This is a genomic window from Streptomonospora halophila (genome assembly GCF_039542725.1).
Classification (GTDB): Bacteria; Actinomycetota; Actinomycetes; order Streptosporangiales; family Streptosporangiaceae; genus Streptomonospora; species Streptomonospora halophila.
In genome coordinates, this window is the sequence record NZ_BAABIK010000002.1 from 229,364 (window position 1) to 245,171 (window position 15,808).

16 protein-coding genes are annotated in these 15,808 nt (G+C 73.8%); 6 read left to right on the forward strand and 10 right to left on the reverse strand.

Annotated features, from left to right (window positions below):
• Positions 1–2: 2 nt before the first annotated feature.
• Positions 3–767, reverse strand: coding sequence for a MoaF C-terminal domain-containing protein (locus tag ABEA15_RS03225; protein ID WP_345555407.1), 765 nt, complete (start codon positions 765–767; stop codon positions 3–5).
• Positions 768–1,047: 280 nt separating this feature from the next.
• On the opposite strand from ABEA15_RS03225, the gene ABEA15_RS03230 reads away from it, so the two are divergent.
• The 3 genes from ABEA15_RS03230 to ABEA15_RS03240 all read left to right on the forward strand — a co-directional run bounded on the left by ABEA15_RS03230 (position 1,048) and on the right by ABEA15_RS03240 (position 4,592).
• Entirely contained in the window at positions 1,048–2,880 is a 1,833-nt protein-coding gene (locus ABEA15_RS03230; RefSeq protein WP_345555408.1) for an amidohydrolase, read from the forward strand.
• 203 nt (positions 2,881–3,083) lie between these two features.
• Positions 3,084–3,344 carry an antitoxin gene (locus ABEA15_RS03235; RefSeq protein WP_344145164.1) on the forward strand — a complete coding sequence of 87 codons (261 nt, stop codon included), beginning with the start codon at positions 3,084–3,086 and terminating at the stop codon, positions 3,342–3,344.
• Between the two features lie 573 nt (positions 3,345–3,917).
• Positions 3,918–4,592, forward strand: coding sequence for a response regulator (locus ABEA15_RS03240; protein ID WP_344145166.1), 675 nt, complete (start codon positions 3,918–3,920; stop codon positions 4,590–4,592).
• 1 nt (position 4,593) lies between these two features.
• Here the strand turns inward: ABEA15_RS03240 and ABEA15_RS03245 are convergent, their stop codons facing one another.
• Entirely contained in the window at positions 4,594–5,352 is a 759-nt protein-coding gene (locus ABEA15_RS03245; RefSeq protein ID WP_344145168.1) for a hypothetical protein, read from the reverse strand.
• Positions 5,349–6,263: an ATP-binding cassette domain-containing protein gene (locus ABEA15_RS03250; protein WP_344145170.1), complete on the reverse strand. Its 915-nt coding sequence runs from the start codon at positions 6,261–6,263 to the stop codon at positions 5,349–5,351. The genes ABEA15_RS03245 and ABEA15_RS03250 overlap by 4 nt, the downstream gene beginning before the upstream one ends.
• Before the next feature lie 109 nt (positions 6,264–6,372).
• Here ABEA15_RS03250 and ABEA15_RS03255 point away from each other — a divergent pair, with 109 nt between their 5' ends.
• Complete coding sequence (locus tag ABEA15_RS03255) at positions 6,373–7,683, forward strand: sensor histidine kinase (RefSeq protein WP_344147869.1); 1,311 nt, start codon at positions 6,373–6,375, stop codon at positions 7,681–7,683.
• A 201-nt stretch (positions 7,684–7,884) separates the two neighbouring features.
• Here ABEA15_RS03255 and ABEA15_RS03260 read toward each other — a convergent pair whose 3' ends face one another.
• A complete protein-coding gene (locus ABEA15_RS03260; protein WP_345555409.1) occupies positions 7,885–8,841 on the reverse strand; it encodes an NAD(P)-dependent alcohol dehydrogenase in 957 nt (318 codons plus the stop codon).
• Between the two features lie 393 nt (positions 8,842–9,234).
• Positions 9,235–10,179, reverse strand: a complete 945-nt coding sequence (locus ABEA15_RS03265) for a nitroreductase/quinone reductase family protein (RefSeq protein ID WP_345555410.1) — start codon at positions 10,177–10,179, stop codon at positions 9,235–9,237.
• A 209-nt stretch (positions 10,180–10,388) separates the two neighbouring features.
• Between ABEA15_RS03265 and ABEA15_RS03270 the strand changes: the two genes are divergently transcribed.
• Positions 10,389–11,048, forward strand: coding sequence for a TetR/AcrR family transcriptional regulator (locus ABEA15_RS03270; protein WP_345555411.1), 660 nt, complete (start codon positions 10,389–10,391; stop codon positions 11,046–11,048).
• On the forward strand, positions 11,045–11,854 hold the full coding sequence (locus tag ABEA15_RS03275) for an SDR family NAD(P)-dependent oxidoreductase (RefSeq protein WP_345555412.1): 810 nt from the start codon (positions 11,045–11,047) through the stop codon (positions 11,852–11,854). The genes ABEA15_RS03270 and ABEA15_RS03275 overlap by 4 nt, the downstream gene beginning before the upstream one ends.
• Positions 11,855–11,968: 114 nt before the next feature.
• Here the strand turns inward: ABEA15_RS03275 and ABEA15_RS03280 are convergent, their stop codons facing one another.
• The 5 genes from ABEA15_RS03280 to ABEA15_RS03295 all read right to left on the reverse strand — a co-directional run bounded on the left by ABEA15_RS03280 (position 11,969) and on the right by ABEA15_RS03295 (position 15,758).
• Positions 11,969–13,480: a sodium:solute symporter family protein gene (locus ABEA15_RS03280; protein WP_345555413.1), complete on the reverse strand. Its 1,512-nt coding sequence runs from the start codon at positions 13,478–13,480 to the stop codon at positions 11,969–11,971.
• Positions 13,468–13,806: a hypothetical protein gene (locus tag ABEA15_RS03285; protein ID WP_344147853.1), complete on the reverse strand. Its 339-nt coding sequence runs from the start codon at positions 13,804–13,806 to the stop codon at positions 13,468–13,470. The genes ABEA15_RS03280 and ABEA15_RS03285 overlap by 13 nt, the downstream gene beginning before the upstream one ends.
• A 432-nt stretch (positions 13,807–14,238) precedes the next feature.
• The gene (locus tag ABEA15_RS03290; protein WP_345555414.1) at positions 14,239–14,709 is read right to left on the reverse strand and encodes a hemerythrin domain-containing protein; all 471 of its coding nucleotides are present in this window, start codon (positions 14,707–14,709) and stop codon (positions 14,239–14,241) included.
• Positions 14,706–15,050 (reverse strand): DUF1905 domain-containing protein, encoded by a 345-nt coding sequence (locus ABEA15_RS25605; protein WP_425579350.1) that lies wholly within the window; start codon positions 15,048–15,050, stop codon positions 14,706–14,708. The genes ABEA15_RS03290 and ABEA15_RS25605 overlap by 4 nt, the downstream gene beginning before the upstream one ends.
• A 3-nt stretch (positions 15,051–15,053) precedes the next feature.
• A complete protein-coding gene (locus ABEA15_RS03295; protein ID WP_345555415.1) occupies positions 15,054–15,758 on the reverse strand; it encodes a haloacid dehalogenase type II in 705 nt (234 codons plus the stop codon).
• Positions 15,759–15,808 lie beyond the last annotated feature (50 nt).

Consider the following 15,808-nt stretch of genomic DNA (forward strand, 5'->3'; position numbering starts at 1 on the left):
CGTCAGTGTTCGGTGGCGTTGAGGATCTCGGCGCGCGCTCCGACCGGGAAGTTGACGAGCGATTCGGAGTCGAAGCCCGCGTGGCCGAAGATCTTTCCGTCGGTGCGCATGCTGCCGAGGTCGATCAGGACGAGGCCGAGGGTCGGGACGACCTTCTCTCGCCAGACGAAAAGGGACAGCCGGTCCCGGAGCGCGACGTGGTGGCACCGGTCGGTGTCGGCGAGGCCCGCTTCGGCCCCGCTCAGGCAGTGCCAGGTGTACAGCTCCGGGGTGAGGTAGATGTGCTCGTAGACCTCACTCGGCGAGTAGGTGTAGGTGTTGCGCAGTCCGACGAGTGCCGCCGTCGGTGCGTGGGGGGCCGCGGCGGGGCCGCCGATGCCGCCGTGGACGATGCGCGCGGTCACGCCCGTGGGCTCCGCTCCCCTCCGGATGCGGGTGTAGGCGGACTCCCGCCTCGCTTCCGCGTCCGGCAGCCGGCCCTCCACACGGGTGGCGGCTCCCGTGTCGAGGTCGAGGACGAAGCTCGTGGACACCCCGCCCGCTACGCCGTCGACGAGGTAGACGCCGGAGCGGATCGAGGTCACCCGCGCGTCGGCGGCGCCGTGCCCGCCCCACGCGGCGCGGCCCTCGGCGATACGCAGCGTGGTCGGAGCGTCGAAGTGCAGGGTGAAGGTCTGGCCGTCGAGGTCGGAGGTCGCGTCCAGGAAGTCCCCCTCGGGGGAGAACTCCGCGCCGAGGGCGCCGACCGGGATGAATGAGCCGTTCATGGGCATTCCGTGTCGTCGAGCGGTGGAGCCGGATGCCGTTCACCATGAAGGAGCCCCGGCGAAAAGGGCTAGGACGAGCGCGCATAAGCCTTGTCCACCGACGCGCGTCTTATCGAGCGGCGGCACGGTCCCGCCGGGGCCGGTGACCTCCGATGCGCGCTCAGGGACAAGCACGCCGCAGCCGGGCGCAAGACGCCGCGGCCCGCCTGAGCGCAGGATGCGGGCCAATCACTCATCGCCCTCGCGGCGCCGTGGCGGCACCGCGGGATGGGAGGCCACCGTGACCGAACGACCGAAGAACGTCCGACGCCGCAGGTTCCTGCAAGGCGCCGGAGCCGGAATCGCACTCGGGGCACTCGGCGGTGCGACCGCGGCGGCGGCCGGCCCCGGCCACGCCGCCGGGCGCGGGAAGGCGGACCTGCTGCTGCACAACGGCCGGATCGTGACCATGGCCGGCGGGTTCGAGGCCGCCGAGGCCATAGCCGTCAAGGACGGCGTGGTGCAGGCGGTCGGGCGCACCTCTGAGCTGCGCCGATTCACGAACGCGCGGACCGGGGTCGTCAACCTCCGCGGCCGCACGGTCATCCCCGGCGTCAACGACGCGCACTTCCACCCGATGGGGCTGGGCACGAACCAGCCGCCGCTCACCCTCGATCTCAGCCGGGACGCGGTCAGCTCCATCGCCGAGATCCGCGACCTCGTCGCCGAGGCCGCCCAGAGCAAGGAGCCGGGTGAATGGATCCGCGGATTCGGCTGGGACCAGGGGTACCTCGCCGAAGGCCGCTACCCCACCCGGCACGACGTCGACGAGGTCTCCCCGAACCATCCGGCCGCCCTGCGCGAATGGTCCGGGCACGCCCTGTGGGTGAACACCGAGGCGCTCGAGCTCGCCGGCATCACCCGCGACACCGAGGCACCGCCCGGAGGCGAGATCGTCAAGGACGGCGACGGCGAGCCGACCGGCCTGCTGCTGGAGGGGGCCGCCGGCCTCGTCAGCGTCCCCCCTTTCACCGAGGAGGAGCAGCGCCGGGGCATGCGGATGGCCGTCGACATCATGCACAGGTACGGCATCACCTCGATCACCGACGCGGGAGTCGCCCCCGGGATGGTCGACCTCTACCGCGACCTGCAGGGCTCGGGCGACATCCGGCAGCGGGTGACCGTGATGATCTCGGCGGCCACCCCCGACCTCCGCGCGGCGCTGCTCGGTGTGCGCGAGGTCGAGACGGACCCGGCCTGGCTGAACGTCAGCCAGGTCAAGGTCCGTGTCGACGGTGTGCCCACACAGGCGCGGACCGCCTGGCTGTCCGAGCCGTATGCGGGCGGCGGCACCGGAGGCCCGGTTCTTCCCGGCGACACCCTGGAGGAGCAGCTCGCCACCCTGCACGACCAGGTCATGACCGCACACGAGCTGGGGTTCCAGGTGGGCTCGCACACCACCGGCGACAGGGCGATCGCGGCGGCGCTCGACGCCTACCAGGCCGCGGTCGCCGAATTCGGCGGCAAGGGCCTGCGCCACTACATCATCCACGGCGACCTGACGACCCCCGAAGACCTGGAGCGCATGGCCGAGTCCGGGTTCCCGGCGAGCTTCAACCCCCAGATCAAGCGCTCCCTCTCCCACCAACTGGTCGATGTGATCGGCCGGGAGCGCACGGACTACCAGTGGCCGTACCGCAGCGCGCTCGATCTCGGCGTCTCCGTGGGAAGCGCCTCCGACTCCCCCGTGGTCGGGGTCGGGGACTTCCGCGAGGGACTGGCCGCGATGCTGACGCGCAAGAGCCTGGCGACCGGCGAGGTGTTCGGCGCCGATCAGGTCATCGGCCTCGAAGAGGCCCTGGCGACCTACACGACCGCGGGCGCGTGGCAGGACCGCGCCGAGGACTGGAAGGGCACGCTCGCCGAGGGCATGGCGGCCGACCTCGCGGTTCTCGACGGCGACCTCCTGGACACACCGGCGGAGGAGATCGTGGACATCCCCGTATCGATGACCGTGGTCGGCGGCGACGTGGTCTACGACGCCTCCAACGACGCGCCTGCGCCTACCGCCTCCCCCGCGTCAGCGGCGAGCGGCCTGGTGAAGTACATGAGCACCGGCTGCTGCGACGTCTGACCTCCCCGGGAGGCGGCCCCGCCGACGACGCGGTGTGCAGGCGCGCGGCGGGCACCGGAGCACCCGCGCCCCCGGCCGACCGGCTCTCCTCCGGGACTCGGCATCGATCGTTGCCTACACTCGACGGTGACGCGACATGTCGCGTCAGGGGACGTGCTGGAGAATGCGCGCCCCCGAGAGCCTTCGACCACGAGGTGAGCACAATGGCCAACCTGCAACGCCTGCTCCGGCAGGTCTTCGGCTACATCCGCAAGAACCCCGGCAAGGCGAACCGGCATCTGCACACGGTCGGCGAGACGGTGAAGAAGCGCACCGGCGGCAGGTACAACCGGCAGATCGACAAGGCCACCGGCGCGGCGTCGAGGTACCTCGCAAAGCAGAGCGGGCGCGGGGGGCGCGGCGCTCCGGGCAAGCGCGACCCGCGGCACCGGCCCGACGGCCACGACCGCCGGCGGGACCGCTGAGCCGGCACGCTCCTCCGGCGAGGAGGCGCCAAAGGCCGGTGTCCGCCGCGCCCGGCCTCCGATGATCAGCGGCGGCCGCCCGTTGCCGGCGGGGCTCTCGACGGGCGGCGTCGTCGACCCTCGGAGGGGCGTGCGCGAACGTCGCGCGCGCGGAGCCGGGCCCGTGGCCGCCGCCCTCGCCCCGCCCGCACGGCCCGCTCCGGTGGCACCCCGCCGCTCAGCGGTGGGCCCCGCGCCCTACGCGCACCTGGCGGTGGACCGGTGCACGCCCGTCCCGGCCGCGGCGATCCCGCGTTCTCCCGGAGCGATGCGGAGCGCATCACCGCCGTCGTGCTCGCCGGGGTCCAGCCGCCCCGGACCGGCTCGCAGACCCGTGCCCTCCTCCCGCGGGCGACCGGCCGCCGCCCTTGCGCGGACGAGGGGGACGGGAACCGCACGCACCGGCCGAGGCGGTGCGGGCCGGACGGGTCTCCGCCGCCGCCTGCGTCCTCCTGGTGCTCCTGGCCGCCGCGACGGTCCGCCCGCGCCCCTTCGGCCCTGAGGCGCCGGGCGAGGGGTTCTAGGATGACCGGTGTGATCCGCGTACTCCTGGCCGACGACGAGTCCATGATGCGAGCCGGGCTCCGCTCGATCATCTCGTCCGCCGCCGACGACATCGGCGTCGTCGCCGAGGCGGGCGACGGACGCTCCGCCGTCGACGCCGCATTGGCGTTCAGACCCGACGTGGTCCTCCTCGACATCCGCATGCCCGCCATGGACGGTCTGAGCGCGGCCGCGGAGCTGCGGCGGCTGGTACCGGCCGCGGCCGTCGTCATCCTGACCACCTTCTGCGAGGACGAGTACATCGCCGGCGCCTTGGACGCCGACGTAGCGGGGTTCGTGCTGAAGTCGGGCGACCCCGACGAACTCGTGACGGCGGTCCGCGCGGCCCACGAGGGCGCCTCCTACCTCTCCCCCAAGGTGGCCCGCCGGGTCATGCAGCAGGTCAGCGGCAGCGCGATGACGCGGCGCTCCGCGGCCCGCAACCGCCTGGAGCCGCTGACGCCGCGCGAGCGCGAGGTGCTCGCCCTGGTGGGCGCCGGCCTGTCCAACGCCGAGATCGGCCGACGGCTCCACCTCGTGGAGGGGACGGTGAAGGCGCACGTCAGCGCCCTCCTCGTCCGGCTCGGGGCGCAGAACCGCGTTCAGGCGGCGGTGCTGGCCCACGAGGCCGGAATCGTGTCCGACGCCGACCCCGCGGGCGGATAGGTCACACGTCTCTGATCCGGACCGTCCACGCAGCCGCTGCCACCGCCGCGCCGGACCAGGCCAGCAGCACCAGCGCCTCCTCCCACTGGCCGGACACGAACCGCCAGCCGGCCGGCGAGGGCGTGTAGTCGGCGACGGTCGTGAGCCAGGCCAGGCCGAACCTGTCTGCGGCGAAGCCCAGCAGCTCGGGGACCAGGACCAGGAGCACGACGAAGATCGTCAGCGCGCCGGCGGTCCGGCGTACCAGGGTGCCGATGCCCAGGCCGAGCGTCGCCAGGAAGGCCGGGTAGAGGCCCATCCTGGCCACGTCGGCGGCCTCGGCGGCGCCCAGGTCCCCGAGCTCGTCGAACCGCGCCGCGGCCACGCCGACCCCCAGCGCCGCGATCGCGGTCCCGGCGACGAGCACGGCCCCGCCCACCACGAGCGCCTTGGCGGCCATGACGCGGGGGCGGGAGGGCGTGCACGCGAAGGTGACGGTGATGCTGCGCGAGGCGAACTCGCCGGTGACGGCCGCGATCCCGAGCGCGCCCAGGATGTACTGGACGAAGTTGGCCAGCGCCTGGACGGCGACCGGCACCGCGAGCACGGTGGCGGGGTCGCGGTCGTCGGAGGCGAGCACGGTGACGGCGAGCATGGCGGCGGCAGCGCCGCCGACGAACCACCAGGTGGAGCGGACCGTCACCAGTTTGTGGAGCTCGGCGGCGGTGGTCGCGAAGGTGGTCGCGGCTCGGGGGGTCTGCGCGGCGGGGGAGGCGGTCACGGCGTCCCTCCCCCGTGCGCCGGCCCGGTGCGGTCGGCGGCGTACTCGACGCTCTCCTCGGTCAGGCTCAGGTAGGACTCCTCCAGCGAGGGCTCCACGGCCGCCAGGCCGTGCAGGACGACGCCCAGCTCGTGCGCCAGCTCGCCCACCGCTTCCGGCCGCCGGTCCGCGACCCGCAGCTCCTGCGGCCCCGCCCATCGGGCGCCGTCGAGCGCGTCGGCAAGCGGCTGCAGCGCCGGGCCGCGCACCGCGGTCCCGGTACCGGTGCGCAGCTCCGCCATCGCGGCGTCGGCGAGCAGCCGCCCCCTGCCCACCACGACCAGCCGGTCGGCCGTCTGCTCCATCTCGCTCATCAGGTGGGAGGACACGAAGACGGTGCGCCCCTGCGCGGCCAGGCTGCGCAGCAGCGTGCGGATCCACCGGACGCCGTCGGGGTCGAGGCCGTTGACGGGCTCGTCGAGCATGAGGATCTCGGGGTCGCCCAGCAGCGCGCCGGCGATGCCCAGCCGCTGGCTCATCCCCAGCGAGTAGGTGCCGGCCCGGCGCCGGGCGGCCTGCGTCATTCCGGTGGTCTCGAGCACCTCCTCCACCCGCCGCAGCGGAATGCGCTGGCTCAGGGCCATGGCCCGCAGGTGGTCGCGTCCCGAGCGGCCCGGATGCACGGCCGTGGCGTCCAACAGCGCGCCGACGGTCCGCAGCGGCTGCTTCAGCCGGGCGTAGGGCACGCCTTTGACGAGCGCGCTGCCCGAGGTCGGCGTGTCGAGCCCGAGGATCAGGCGCATCGTCGTGGACTTGCCGGCGCCGTTGGGCCCCAGGAAACCGGTGACGGCCCCCGGGTGGAGTTCGAGGTCCAGCCCGTCGACGGCGGTGGTGCCGCCGTAGCGTTTGGTCAGGCGTCTCAGTCGGATCATGCCGGAGAACCTATGGCCGCACGCCCCCTGCGCACCCGATCCGATCGTCGCCTGCCACCCCTGACTTTCGTCTAAGGGCGCGGGACGGGGCGCGGCGTAGGGTCGGAGCGTGCGTCGGTTCGAGAGGGTGATCGGCAGCCGGTGGGCGCTCGACGCGGGGGCGCTCGCCGTTGCGCTGCCGCCCGTGCTTTTGGGGCCCGACCTGCCACCCGATTCCCGGCTTCAGCCCACCGCGCTGCGGATCGCCGCCGCCTGCGTGATCCTCGCGGCCGTCCTGGCGGCGCGTCGGCTGCCCGCGGCCGCCGCTGCGGCGCCGGCGGCGCTGTCCGTCGCCGCGGCCGGCAGCCTCTACAGCGACCAGTTGACCGTGGCCGGGATCCTCCTCGCCTACCTGCTCGGCCGCCGGACCGGCGGGAGGCGGGCCCTCGCCCTGCTCTGCGCCTACCTCGCCGCCGTCGCCGCGGCCCAGCTGACGTGGCCGGACCTGGCGGCCCAGGACTGGTTCGAGCTCGGCGGCACCGCACTGCTGCTGTCGCTGCTGCCGTGGACGGTGGGCCAGCTCGTACGCCACCAGGCGCAGGCCCTTCGGGCGGGCTGGGACCTCGCCGAGCGGCTGGAGCGCGAGCAGGAGCGGGTCGCCGACCAGGTGCGGCTGCGCGAGCGCGCCCGGATCGCGACCGACATGCACGACTCCCTCGGCCACGAGCTCAGCCTCTTCGCCGTGCGCGCGGCCGCGCTGCAGCTCGACCCCGCCATCAGCGACGAAGGGCGCCGAGCTGCGGCCGACCTGCGCCGGGACGCCGCCGAGGCGACCGACCACCTGCGGGAGATCATCGGCATACTGCGCGACGACGGTGAGGCCGCGCTGCTGCAGCCGGCCGGCGCACCCGTGGCCGAGATCGTCCGCCGTGCGGCGGCCTCGGGCATGGACGTCACCCTCGACGACCGCGCCGACGAGGGCTCCCCGGACCCTCCGCTGCCCGACAGCACGGTGCGGGCCGCACGCCGCGTGGTCCAGGAGGGCATCACCAACGCGGCCAAGCACGCCCTGGGCCGTCCCGTCCGCGTCACACTGCACCGGGACGCCGACCACCTGATCGTCGCGGTCACCAGCGAACTGCCGGCGGCCGTGCCCGAATCCCACAGCGGCTACGGTCTGATCGGTCTGGACGAGCGCGTCCGCCTCGTCGGCGGGAGCCTCGAGGCCGGACCCCGCTATGGCGAGTTCGCGCTCAAGGCGCGGTTCCCGCTGCGGGAACCGGTGGCACCGCCCCCGCCGTCGGACGCCCTGCGGTCACGCCGCGCAGAGGCCCGCTCGCGCCGTGATCTGGTCCGCGGTCTGGCGGGAGCGGTCTGGCCCATCGCGGCGATCGTGGTGCTTCTCGCGCTGGTCTATCTGCTCGACCGCGGCTGGAGCTGACTCCGGCCCCCGTTCGCCGCCCACGCGGGGCACCGTCCGCCCGGCGGTTCCCACCAAGGACAGCGGTAGCCGCGTGCTCGTCCCAACACCCCCGTCCGGGGGCGACCCCGCCGACGGAGGGCACGGGCGCCGGGCACGGGCCGGGCGGCGGACGGTAGTGCGGGCGGCCTTGGCCTCGCGGCAACGCGCCACCCGCCCGGGTCAGGCCACGGCGATGACGATCTTTCCCCGGTGGTCCCCGGCGGCCAGCCGCGCGAACGCGGCGGGCGCCTCCTCCAGGGCGTAGACGCGGTCGGCGCCGGGGACGACGGCGCCGTCGGCGACCAGGGCGGTGACCGTCTCCAGGTCGGCGCGCGACTGCGGCACCACCAGCACCCTGATCCGTTTTCCCGTGGTCCAGCGGATCGGCGGCCCGGCGACCAGTGTCGCGAGCAGGACGCGGGTGTGCCCGCCGACGACGAGGTAGGTCCCCTCGGAGCGCAGCGCCGCGTGCACGCGGTGGGGCGAGCGGTGCGCCACGAGGTCCACGACGCGGTCGTAGCGGCCGCGGTGGCCGGCCCAGTCCTCGTCCTCGAAGGCGATCGTGGTGTCGGCTCCGACGCGCAGCAGGTGGTCGGCCTTGTCCGCACGGTCCACGGCGGTCACCACGGCACCGAGGTGCTTGGCGAGACCGACCACGAACGCCCCGCCGGCTCCTCCGGCGCCGTTGACCAGCACCTGCTCCCCCGGCCGCAGTCCGCGGGTGGCCCGCAGCGCGATGCACCCCGCCTGCGGGATCGCCGCCGCGTCGGCGAACGACAGGTGGGGAGGCTTGCGGGCCAGCAGCCGCGGCGGGGTCGCGACGTACTCCGCGAGTCCGCCGCGGTAGCCGGCCAGTTCGCCGAACACCTCCTCGCCCGGCGCGAACTCCGTCACCGCGCTCCCGACCGCCGCCACGACGCCGGCGACGTCCGAGCCCGGCACCGGGTTGCGGGGGCGCCGCAGCCCGCCCAGGCGCGCATAGAAGGGCCGGCCGACGAGGTTCTCGCGGTCGGATCCGTTGAGCGAGGCGGCATGGACCCGGACCAGGATCTCGTCGGCCGCCGGGACCGGTTCCGGGATGTCCTCGACGGTGACGGCGTCGGCCGTCCCGTACCGTGCCTGGCTGACGGCCTTCATGCGGGAGACTCCCGTCTCGCAGCAACTAGGGGTATCAGCTTAGCGCCGGGAGGCCGGAATCGGGGCGCAGCCGGGCGATCGCGATCGGGCAGGTGCCCGGCAAAGGCCGCCCTTGCGGCAGTCGTGCCGACCATGCCGGCAGGTCGGCCCCGCGCCGGGGCCGACCTGCCGGGCGGCATCCGCTGCGCCGTGTCCGGCGGCATGCCGAGTGCCGCGGCGGACTCGTCCGGGGCGAGCGCGTTCGCATTGACGAGCTGCCGCTCGGTGGAGCCGGCCCGGCTCATCGCGCCGAGGTGGTGGTCGGTCAGAAGACGGCGGCGTCGTCGGGGGTGGGCAGCCGAGCGGAATGGCCTACTCCTGGTTCGTCGCCGGGTGATCGGACGGCCGACGGCTTCAGAGGTTCTCGATGGCGTACTCGGGGCCCAGTTCGACGGCGGTCCGCAGCCGCTCGGCGGTCTGCGCGGGGTCCGGAGGCGTTGTGCGGCCGGACAGCGGCTCGCCCCATCGGCTGAAATAGTCCTCCAGGCCGGGCGGGGTGACCGCGCACAGCATGCGGGCGTTGCGACCGGAGGCGTTGCGGAAGAAGTGCGGCGCGCGGGCGGGGATGTTGACCGTCTCGCCCTCCCGCACCGTGGTCGTCTCGCCCCGGAAGGTGATCTCGATCTCGCCTTCGAGGACGTGGAACATCTCCTCGAAGTCGTGGCGGTGCGGTGGCGGGCCGCCGCCGGGTGGGATGTGCATGTCCATCAGTCCGTACCGGCCGCCGGTGTCGGCCCCGGTCAGCAGGACCGTATAGGTGTCTCCGACGGCGCCGTAGTGCGGTAGTGACGGGTCGCTGTCCGGGCGGCGCACGGCGATGTCCCGGGCGGGGTCCTCAGGACCGATGCCGGCCGCCGACGCCCCGGCCTCGCCGCCGGCGTCCTGCAGCGCGCGGCGGCGGAACCGGATCACCGGGAGCGGGCGCGGCGCCGCGGCCTGGTACTGCTCGAACGCGGGGGCGACCTGGACGAAGCGCGCGAACGCGGCCTCGCGGTCCGGGCCGGTCAGCTCGGTCGCTCGCACCGGCACCGTGGTGACCGCGCCGTCCACCACGGCCTCGATCTCGACTTCGGGGAAGGCACGGAGGTTGACCGTCCAGGCCGGGTCGCGCGGCGCCCCCTTCGCGGATCCGACCACCAGCCAGTCGTCGCCGTCGCGTAGGGACATCGCGGGGTTCACCCGTTCGGTCTTCGTGCGGGCCCCGCGGTGGTGGATGAGGACGAGGCTGGATCCCCACGCGCCGACGTGTCCGCCGTTCGACCGGAAGGACGCGATCACGCGGTCGTTGAACTCGGTCACAACTCTCTCCCTGCATTGTTGCTCGGACAATCAACTTCACTATGCCTTTCAAACAGGGATAATACAAGAGCTCGGCGAATAAAGTTGTCCGAGCAACTAGTGATGACTCGGAGGGGCGCAGCACGCGTGGGCGCCCCGCTCGCGGGTGGACACCCCCGAACCGGAACGGTAGCGTTTCAAAACGACATCGTATCGAAATGGGGCAACGCATGACACAGAACCCGCCGACACGACGGACGGGCCGCTCGTCGGGTGGGCGCAGGCCCGACCCGGCACGAGAGGCCGCACTGCGTCAGGCCGCCCTGGAGCTGCTCGCCGAGGTCGGCTACGAAGCGCTCACGGTCGAGGCGGTCGCCGTCCGGGCCGGCGCCGGGAAGGCCACGCTGTACCGCCGTTGGGCGAGCAAGGCCGACCTGGTGGCCGACGCCTTCCACACCATGAAAGCCGCGGGCGAACCCCCCGACACGGGCTCACTGCGCGGCGACCTGCACGAAACCGCCCTGGCCGCCGCCGGCGCCGAGGACGGGATGAGCCTCAAGGTCACGATCGGCGTGGCCGGAGCACTGGACCGCCATCCCGACCTGCGGGCCGCCTTCCATGAGCGGTTCGTCCTCCCCTTGCGGGCCCGGCTGCGGGCGGTCTTCGACCGCGCCGCCGCCCGGGGCGAGATCTCGGCCCGCCACGACCTCGACCTGCTGGCGGAGGTCTTTCCCGCCCTGGTTCTGCAGCGCTCGCTGATCACCGGCGCACCGGCACCCCTCGACTACATGCGGCACGTCATCGAGGCCGTGGTCTGGCCGCTGGCCTGTGCCCCTCCCCCTCACACCGGCCCACCGAGCCCCGACTCGGCGCAGAGGAGGACGGCATGACCGACCGGCGGAACCCCGCCGCCCGGCCCGCTCCGGTGGTGGTGATCACCGGCGGGACCTCGGGACTGGGTCGAGCGTTGGCCCGGGAGCTGGCCGCACGCGGTGCCGCCGTCGTGCTCTCCGGCCGCAGCGCGCAGAAAGCAAAGGAGGCCGCCTCCGCCCTCGGAGAAGCCCGGATTCTCGGCGTCGGCTGCGACGTCAGGCGCGCACCGGAGGTCGACGCCCTCTGGGAGGCGGCGGTCGCCCGGTTCGGAAGGGTCGACCACTGGATCAACAACGCCGGGATCGGCCATCCGCACCGCCGGCTCGACGACCTCGACCCCGAGCAGGTCGACGCCGTGCTCGGCACCAACCTCACCGGCGCCTTGACCGGGGCGCGACGCGCCCTGCAGGGGATGCTCACCCAGCCCGGCGGGGGCCGGATCTGGCTGACCGAGGGCCTGGGAAGCTCCCGGCTCCAGCCGGCGATGGCCGGTATCGGCGTCTACGGGGCCAGCAAGTCAGCCGCCGGCTACGCGTTCCGCGCCCTGGCCAAGGAATGCCGGGGCACCGGCGTGCAGATCGGGTTCCTCCGCCCGGGCATCATGCCCACCCCGGTGGTCCTCGGCGGCCCGGACACCGAGCTTCCGGCCGCCACCCGGCGGATGGCCGGCATCCTGGGCGACTCGGCCGAGGACGTCGCCCGCGGCTTCGCCCCGCGGATCCTGCGTGCCGGACGCAACGGCAGGCGGCTGACCTGGCTGACCCCCGCCCGCACCGCCTCGCACCTGCTCACCGCCCCCTTCCGCAGACGGCAGCCGTTCTGATGGCCCGGCCGCCCCGGCTCCGCGGACAGGGGCGCTCCGGGCGGGCGGATGTCTCCCCGCGACCGGCTGCCGCGGGAGGCCGCCCATCGGTGGTGGGCGGGCCGCCCCCTGTTCTCACTCCTCGTGCAGCTGCCGGGGGTGTTCGGCCTCCGGGCGGTCCGTGCGAGGGGCCTGCGGTCGGGCCGCCAGGGAGCCGGCGACGCAGATCGCGACGTTGGCCAGCAGACCGATGATCCCGCCGTGAACGCCGTACACGTTCTCGATCTGCAGCCACGTCATACCGCCGGCGATGACGACACCCACCGCCATGCCCCAGAAGACGGCGGTCCCGGTGAGCCGCTTCCAGTACATCCCGAGGATGAAGGACGGAGCGAGCTGCACCAGAAGCTCCATCTTCAGCACGAAGATGTTCACCAGGGTGGTGGGCGGGTTCCACGCCAGCAGGAGCAGGACGAAGACGACCGCGATGCCGGCGGTCTTGCCGAGGCGGACCTGGCGGTGCTCCTCGGCGCGCGGGTTCACGTAGCGGCCGTAGACGTCCTTGGAGATGATCGACGACAGCGAGAGGAACGCCGAGTCGGCGGTCGAGACGACCGCGGCGACGATGCCGCCGAACAGCAGGACCATCGCGACGTAGAAGGCGGTGTTGATCGCCCCCACCTCGTTGGCGATCATCCCGACCAGCTGCTCGGACTCGCCGTCGGAGAGGCCGGGGAAGAGGCGGATCCCCACCATCCCGACGCAGAACACGGCCCCCGCGGTGACGAGCGGCATCCACACGAGGAACCGCAGGGACCGCTTCAGGGCGCGTTCGCTGTGCGCCGCGTAGATCCGCTGGATCGCGTGCGGATACAGGCAGATGCTCAGCCCCACCATCACGATCATCGAGATCCAGTTGACCGAGACCTCCAGGGGCGGCGAGGAGACGGACTCCGGGTCGTTCTCGATCAGGTACCGCGTCGTTCCGGCCGGGGACTCGCCGGTGAGGTAGAAGGCGCCGGTCAGCAGGAGAGCCACACCCAGCAGCAGGGCGATGCCCTGCATGACGTCGGTGAGCGCGACGGCGCGCATGCCCCCCGTCCAGGAGTACAGCAGCATGACGCACACGAACAGGGCGACGGCGACCTGGTAGGGGACCGTGCCGCCCGTCAGCCCGGCGATGGCGTGGCCCATGGCGACGAGCTGCTCCAGGAGGTAGTTCGCCAGCGCCCACAGCATCAGCAGCGTCGCCAGCAGGGTCACCGCGGGCGAGCCGAACCGGTGGCGGATCCAGTCGGTGGGGGTGACGAACGACTTCCTCTTCGCCAGGACGTAGAGGCGGGGCGCGAACAGCATGTACCCGGCCGTGATGACCATGAAGAACGTCACCGACTGCCACCACGGGAACCCTGCGCGGTAGGCCTGGGGCGCGTAGCCGATGACCGTGTTCCCGCTGTACTGCGTGGCGTAGAGGGTGAAGAACAGCACGAGCACGCCGAGGTTGCCGCCGGCGAGGTAGTAGCTCTTGAGGGTGTGCTTCTTGTCGGGCCGGCGGCGCCCCGCCCAGAAGCCGATCCCGAGCATGAGCGCGGCATAGGCGCACAGCACGATGATCCCGGGCGCGCCGCTGAAGGTCAGGGACTCCACCGCTGTCCCTTCCCCTCGACGTCGTCCAGGGGCGTGTCGGGACCGACGGGCTCACCCGCGGACTCCTCGACGTCCTCCACGACGTTCCACAGGTGCGAGAGCATCCAGCTCAGGTAGGCCGCGACCGCCACGGACGACGCCACCGCGACCAGCGCCCACAGGGGCAGGCCCAGGACGACCGGGCCGACGGTGCCGGGCGGCAGGTACCAGGGGACGCCGGCGAGGACGATCACGCCGAGCCCCACCCAGGGCCAGGGTCTGCGGATCGGCTCTCGCCGACCCGGGCCGGCCTCCTCGGGCGGCCGACCGCCGCTCGTCGCAGACATCCGCACTCCTGTTCTGTGCTGCGGCGGAACGGCCGCCGCGCGCTCCGGTGCGCGGCGGCCGTTCCGGCGAAGGGACGGGGGCGTAGGGCCGTCGTCACCCAGTGTGACGACCACCGGCGACGGCGGCCCGGGCCGCAGGGCGTTGCAGGGCCCGCCTCCGGTACGCGCGGCGGCGCCTTCGGGCGCGTTCCGGGGGTAGGGCGCCGCGCACGCCCGGGCGGCGCCGGAGCCTCGGCGCATCGGCACGGGACCCGCGGCAAAGACGATATTCACGGTGTCGACGAATAATGTGGGTTACCGACTGGTTACGTCAAGGAGGCGTCGAACAACCGTGACGCGCTGGAAATGGACCGCGTGCCCCGTTCGGGGGTGGAAACGCGGAGCGGGCGCGGCGCCGGCGGACCTGCCCGGTCGGCGCGGGCCCGGCTCGGCTCACAGCGGTCCCAGTACGCGGCTCGGGTCGGCGTCCAGCGCGAGCGTCTCCAGCACCTCCGAAAGCCGCCGCTCCTCGTAGCGGAAATGGGACTCCATGATCGCGGCGATCCCCTCAAGATGGCGGTCCAGCTCCGCCGGGGGCGCCGACCGGTCGACGGCCTCCCGCAGCCCCGCGAGCAGGTGCGCGATCATCGAGTGGTCCTGCTCCAGCCGGCGCAGGGTCGGGCGCAGCCCGGGGTGCCGGGCGGCGATCGCCGGGAACAGCTCGCGGTCCTCGCCCGCGTGGTGACCGGTCAGGGCGCTGCAGAACCCGTGGCAGAAGAGCAGCAGGTCGCGGGCCGCGGGTTCGGCGGAGCCGCCCGCGGCCAGTGCCTCCCGCGTCACGCGCAGCGCCTCGCGCAGCCGTTCGTGGACGGAACGCAGTTCACGGCTCCAGGCGACAAGCCTGGTCTTCTCGCCCTCACTCACAGGAGCGGGGCGAAGGGCGGCGACTCGGCATGCGTCGCGACTCCTTCGGTCCGGCGCCTCCATGCCTGGCACTGCCTGCCACCGGCACGCGACGCTGCCGGGAGCATAGCAGCGGCCGCGCTCCGAGCGCGGACGGTCCATGACGGCGCGCCGGGGCGCCGCTCCGGTCCCGCCGGTGCGGCGCGCCGGGCCGGGCGCTCGACCAGCTTGGCCGTGACCGCCTCGCCCGGGTTCGCGGCGATGGCCCGGCGCGGCTCGGCGCGCACGGGAAGCGTGTGGCTGCCCTCGCCCGCGGCCGTGAACGAGCCCTGGAACGCCCGGCCGTCGAGGACCCCCTGCACTGACTAGCGGGATCGGCCCCGGAGCCCGTCGAGCTGGTCGGCCAGGTCCGCCAGGCCCTCGGCGTGCAGGTCGAAGCGGTCCGCTGAGGCGGGCGGGTCGCCGACGGGGCGGGCGACGTAGGCGGTGCGAAGGCCCAGCGCCTGGGCACCGCGCAGGTCCCAGGCGTGGGCGGCGACCATCATCAGCCGCTCCGGCGGCCGCCCGGACACGGTGACGGCCAGCCGGTAGACTGCCGGGTCCGGCTTGTAGGCCCGGGCGTCTTCGGCGGACAGGGCCTGGTGCCAGCGCAGCCCGGCGTGGGCGTCGAGTTCCAGCAGGGCCGTCCGGCTCGCGTTGGAGAGTCCGATCAGCGGGAACCGTTCGGCGAGCCGGGCGAGCCCCGCCGCGGCGTCGGGCCACGGCGGGAGCCGGCGGCCGGCCAGGGCCAGCGCCGCCACGGCGGCCGGGTCGCCGACTCCGGCGGCGTCGGCGACGATTCGGGCGGCTTCGCGGTCGAGGGCGTCGCCGGCGGCGTAAGGGCGGGCGCCGTCCCGGATGCGGCGCTGCTCGCGCTCGATGTGCCCCTGCCACAGTGACAGCAGGCGCTCGGCTCCGGAGTCGTCGAGCGAGGGGTCGAGTCCGCGGATGCCCGCGCGGAGCCCGGCGGGTTCGTCGACGAGTGTGCCGAGCACGTCGAAGACGAGGGCATCGATGTCCGGCACCGGCATGGGCGGTCTCCCCGAAAGAAGCGGTGGGCGCGGGCCGCGGCCGCCCTTCT

What these genes read in the sequence shown, in the direction of transcription:
- ABEA15_RS03285 (WP_344147853.1), bottom strand. Translation starts at nt 13,806, where the DNA reads ATGTCTGCGACGAGCGGCGGTCGGCCGCCCGAGGAGGCCGGCCCGGGT.
- ABEA15_RS03260 (WP_345555409.1), bottom strand. Translation starts at nt 8,841, where the DNA reads ATGAAGGCCGTCAGCCAGGCACGGTACGGGACGGCCGACGCCGTCACC.
- ABEA15_RS03225 (WP_345555407.1), bottom strand. Translation starts at nt 767, where the DNA reads ATGAACGGCTCATTCATCCCGGTCGGCGCCCTCGGCGCGGAGTTCTCC.
- ABEA15_RS03275 (WP_345555412.1), top strand. Translation starts at nt 11,045, where the DNA reads ATGACCGACCGGCGGAACCCCGCCGCCCGGCCCGCTCCGGTGGTGGTG.
- ABEA15_RS03235 (WP_344145164.1), top strand. Translation starts at nt 3,084, where the DNA reads ATGGCCAACCTGCAACGCCTGCTCCGGCAGGTCTTCGGCTACATCCGC.
- ABEA15_RS03295 (WP_345555415.1), bottom strand. Translation starts at nt 15,758, where the DNA reads ATGCCGGTGCCGGACATCGATGCCCTCGTCTTCGACGTGCTCGGCACA.
- ABEA15_RS03250 (WP_344145170.1), bottom strand. Translation starts at nt 6,263, where the DNA reads ATGATCCGACTGAGACGCCTGACCAAACGCTACGGCGGCACCACCGCC.
- ABEA15_RS03270 (WP_345555411.1), top strand. Translation starts at nt 10,389, where the DNA reads ATGACACAGAACCCGCCGACACGACGGACGGGCCGCTCGTCGGGTGGG.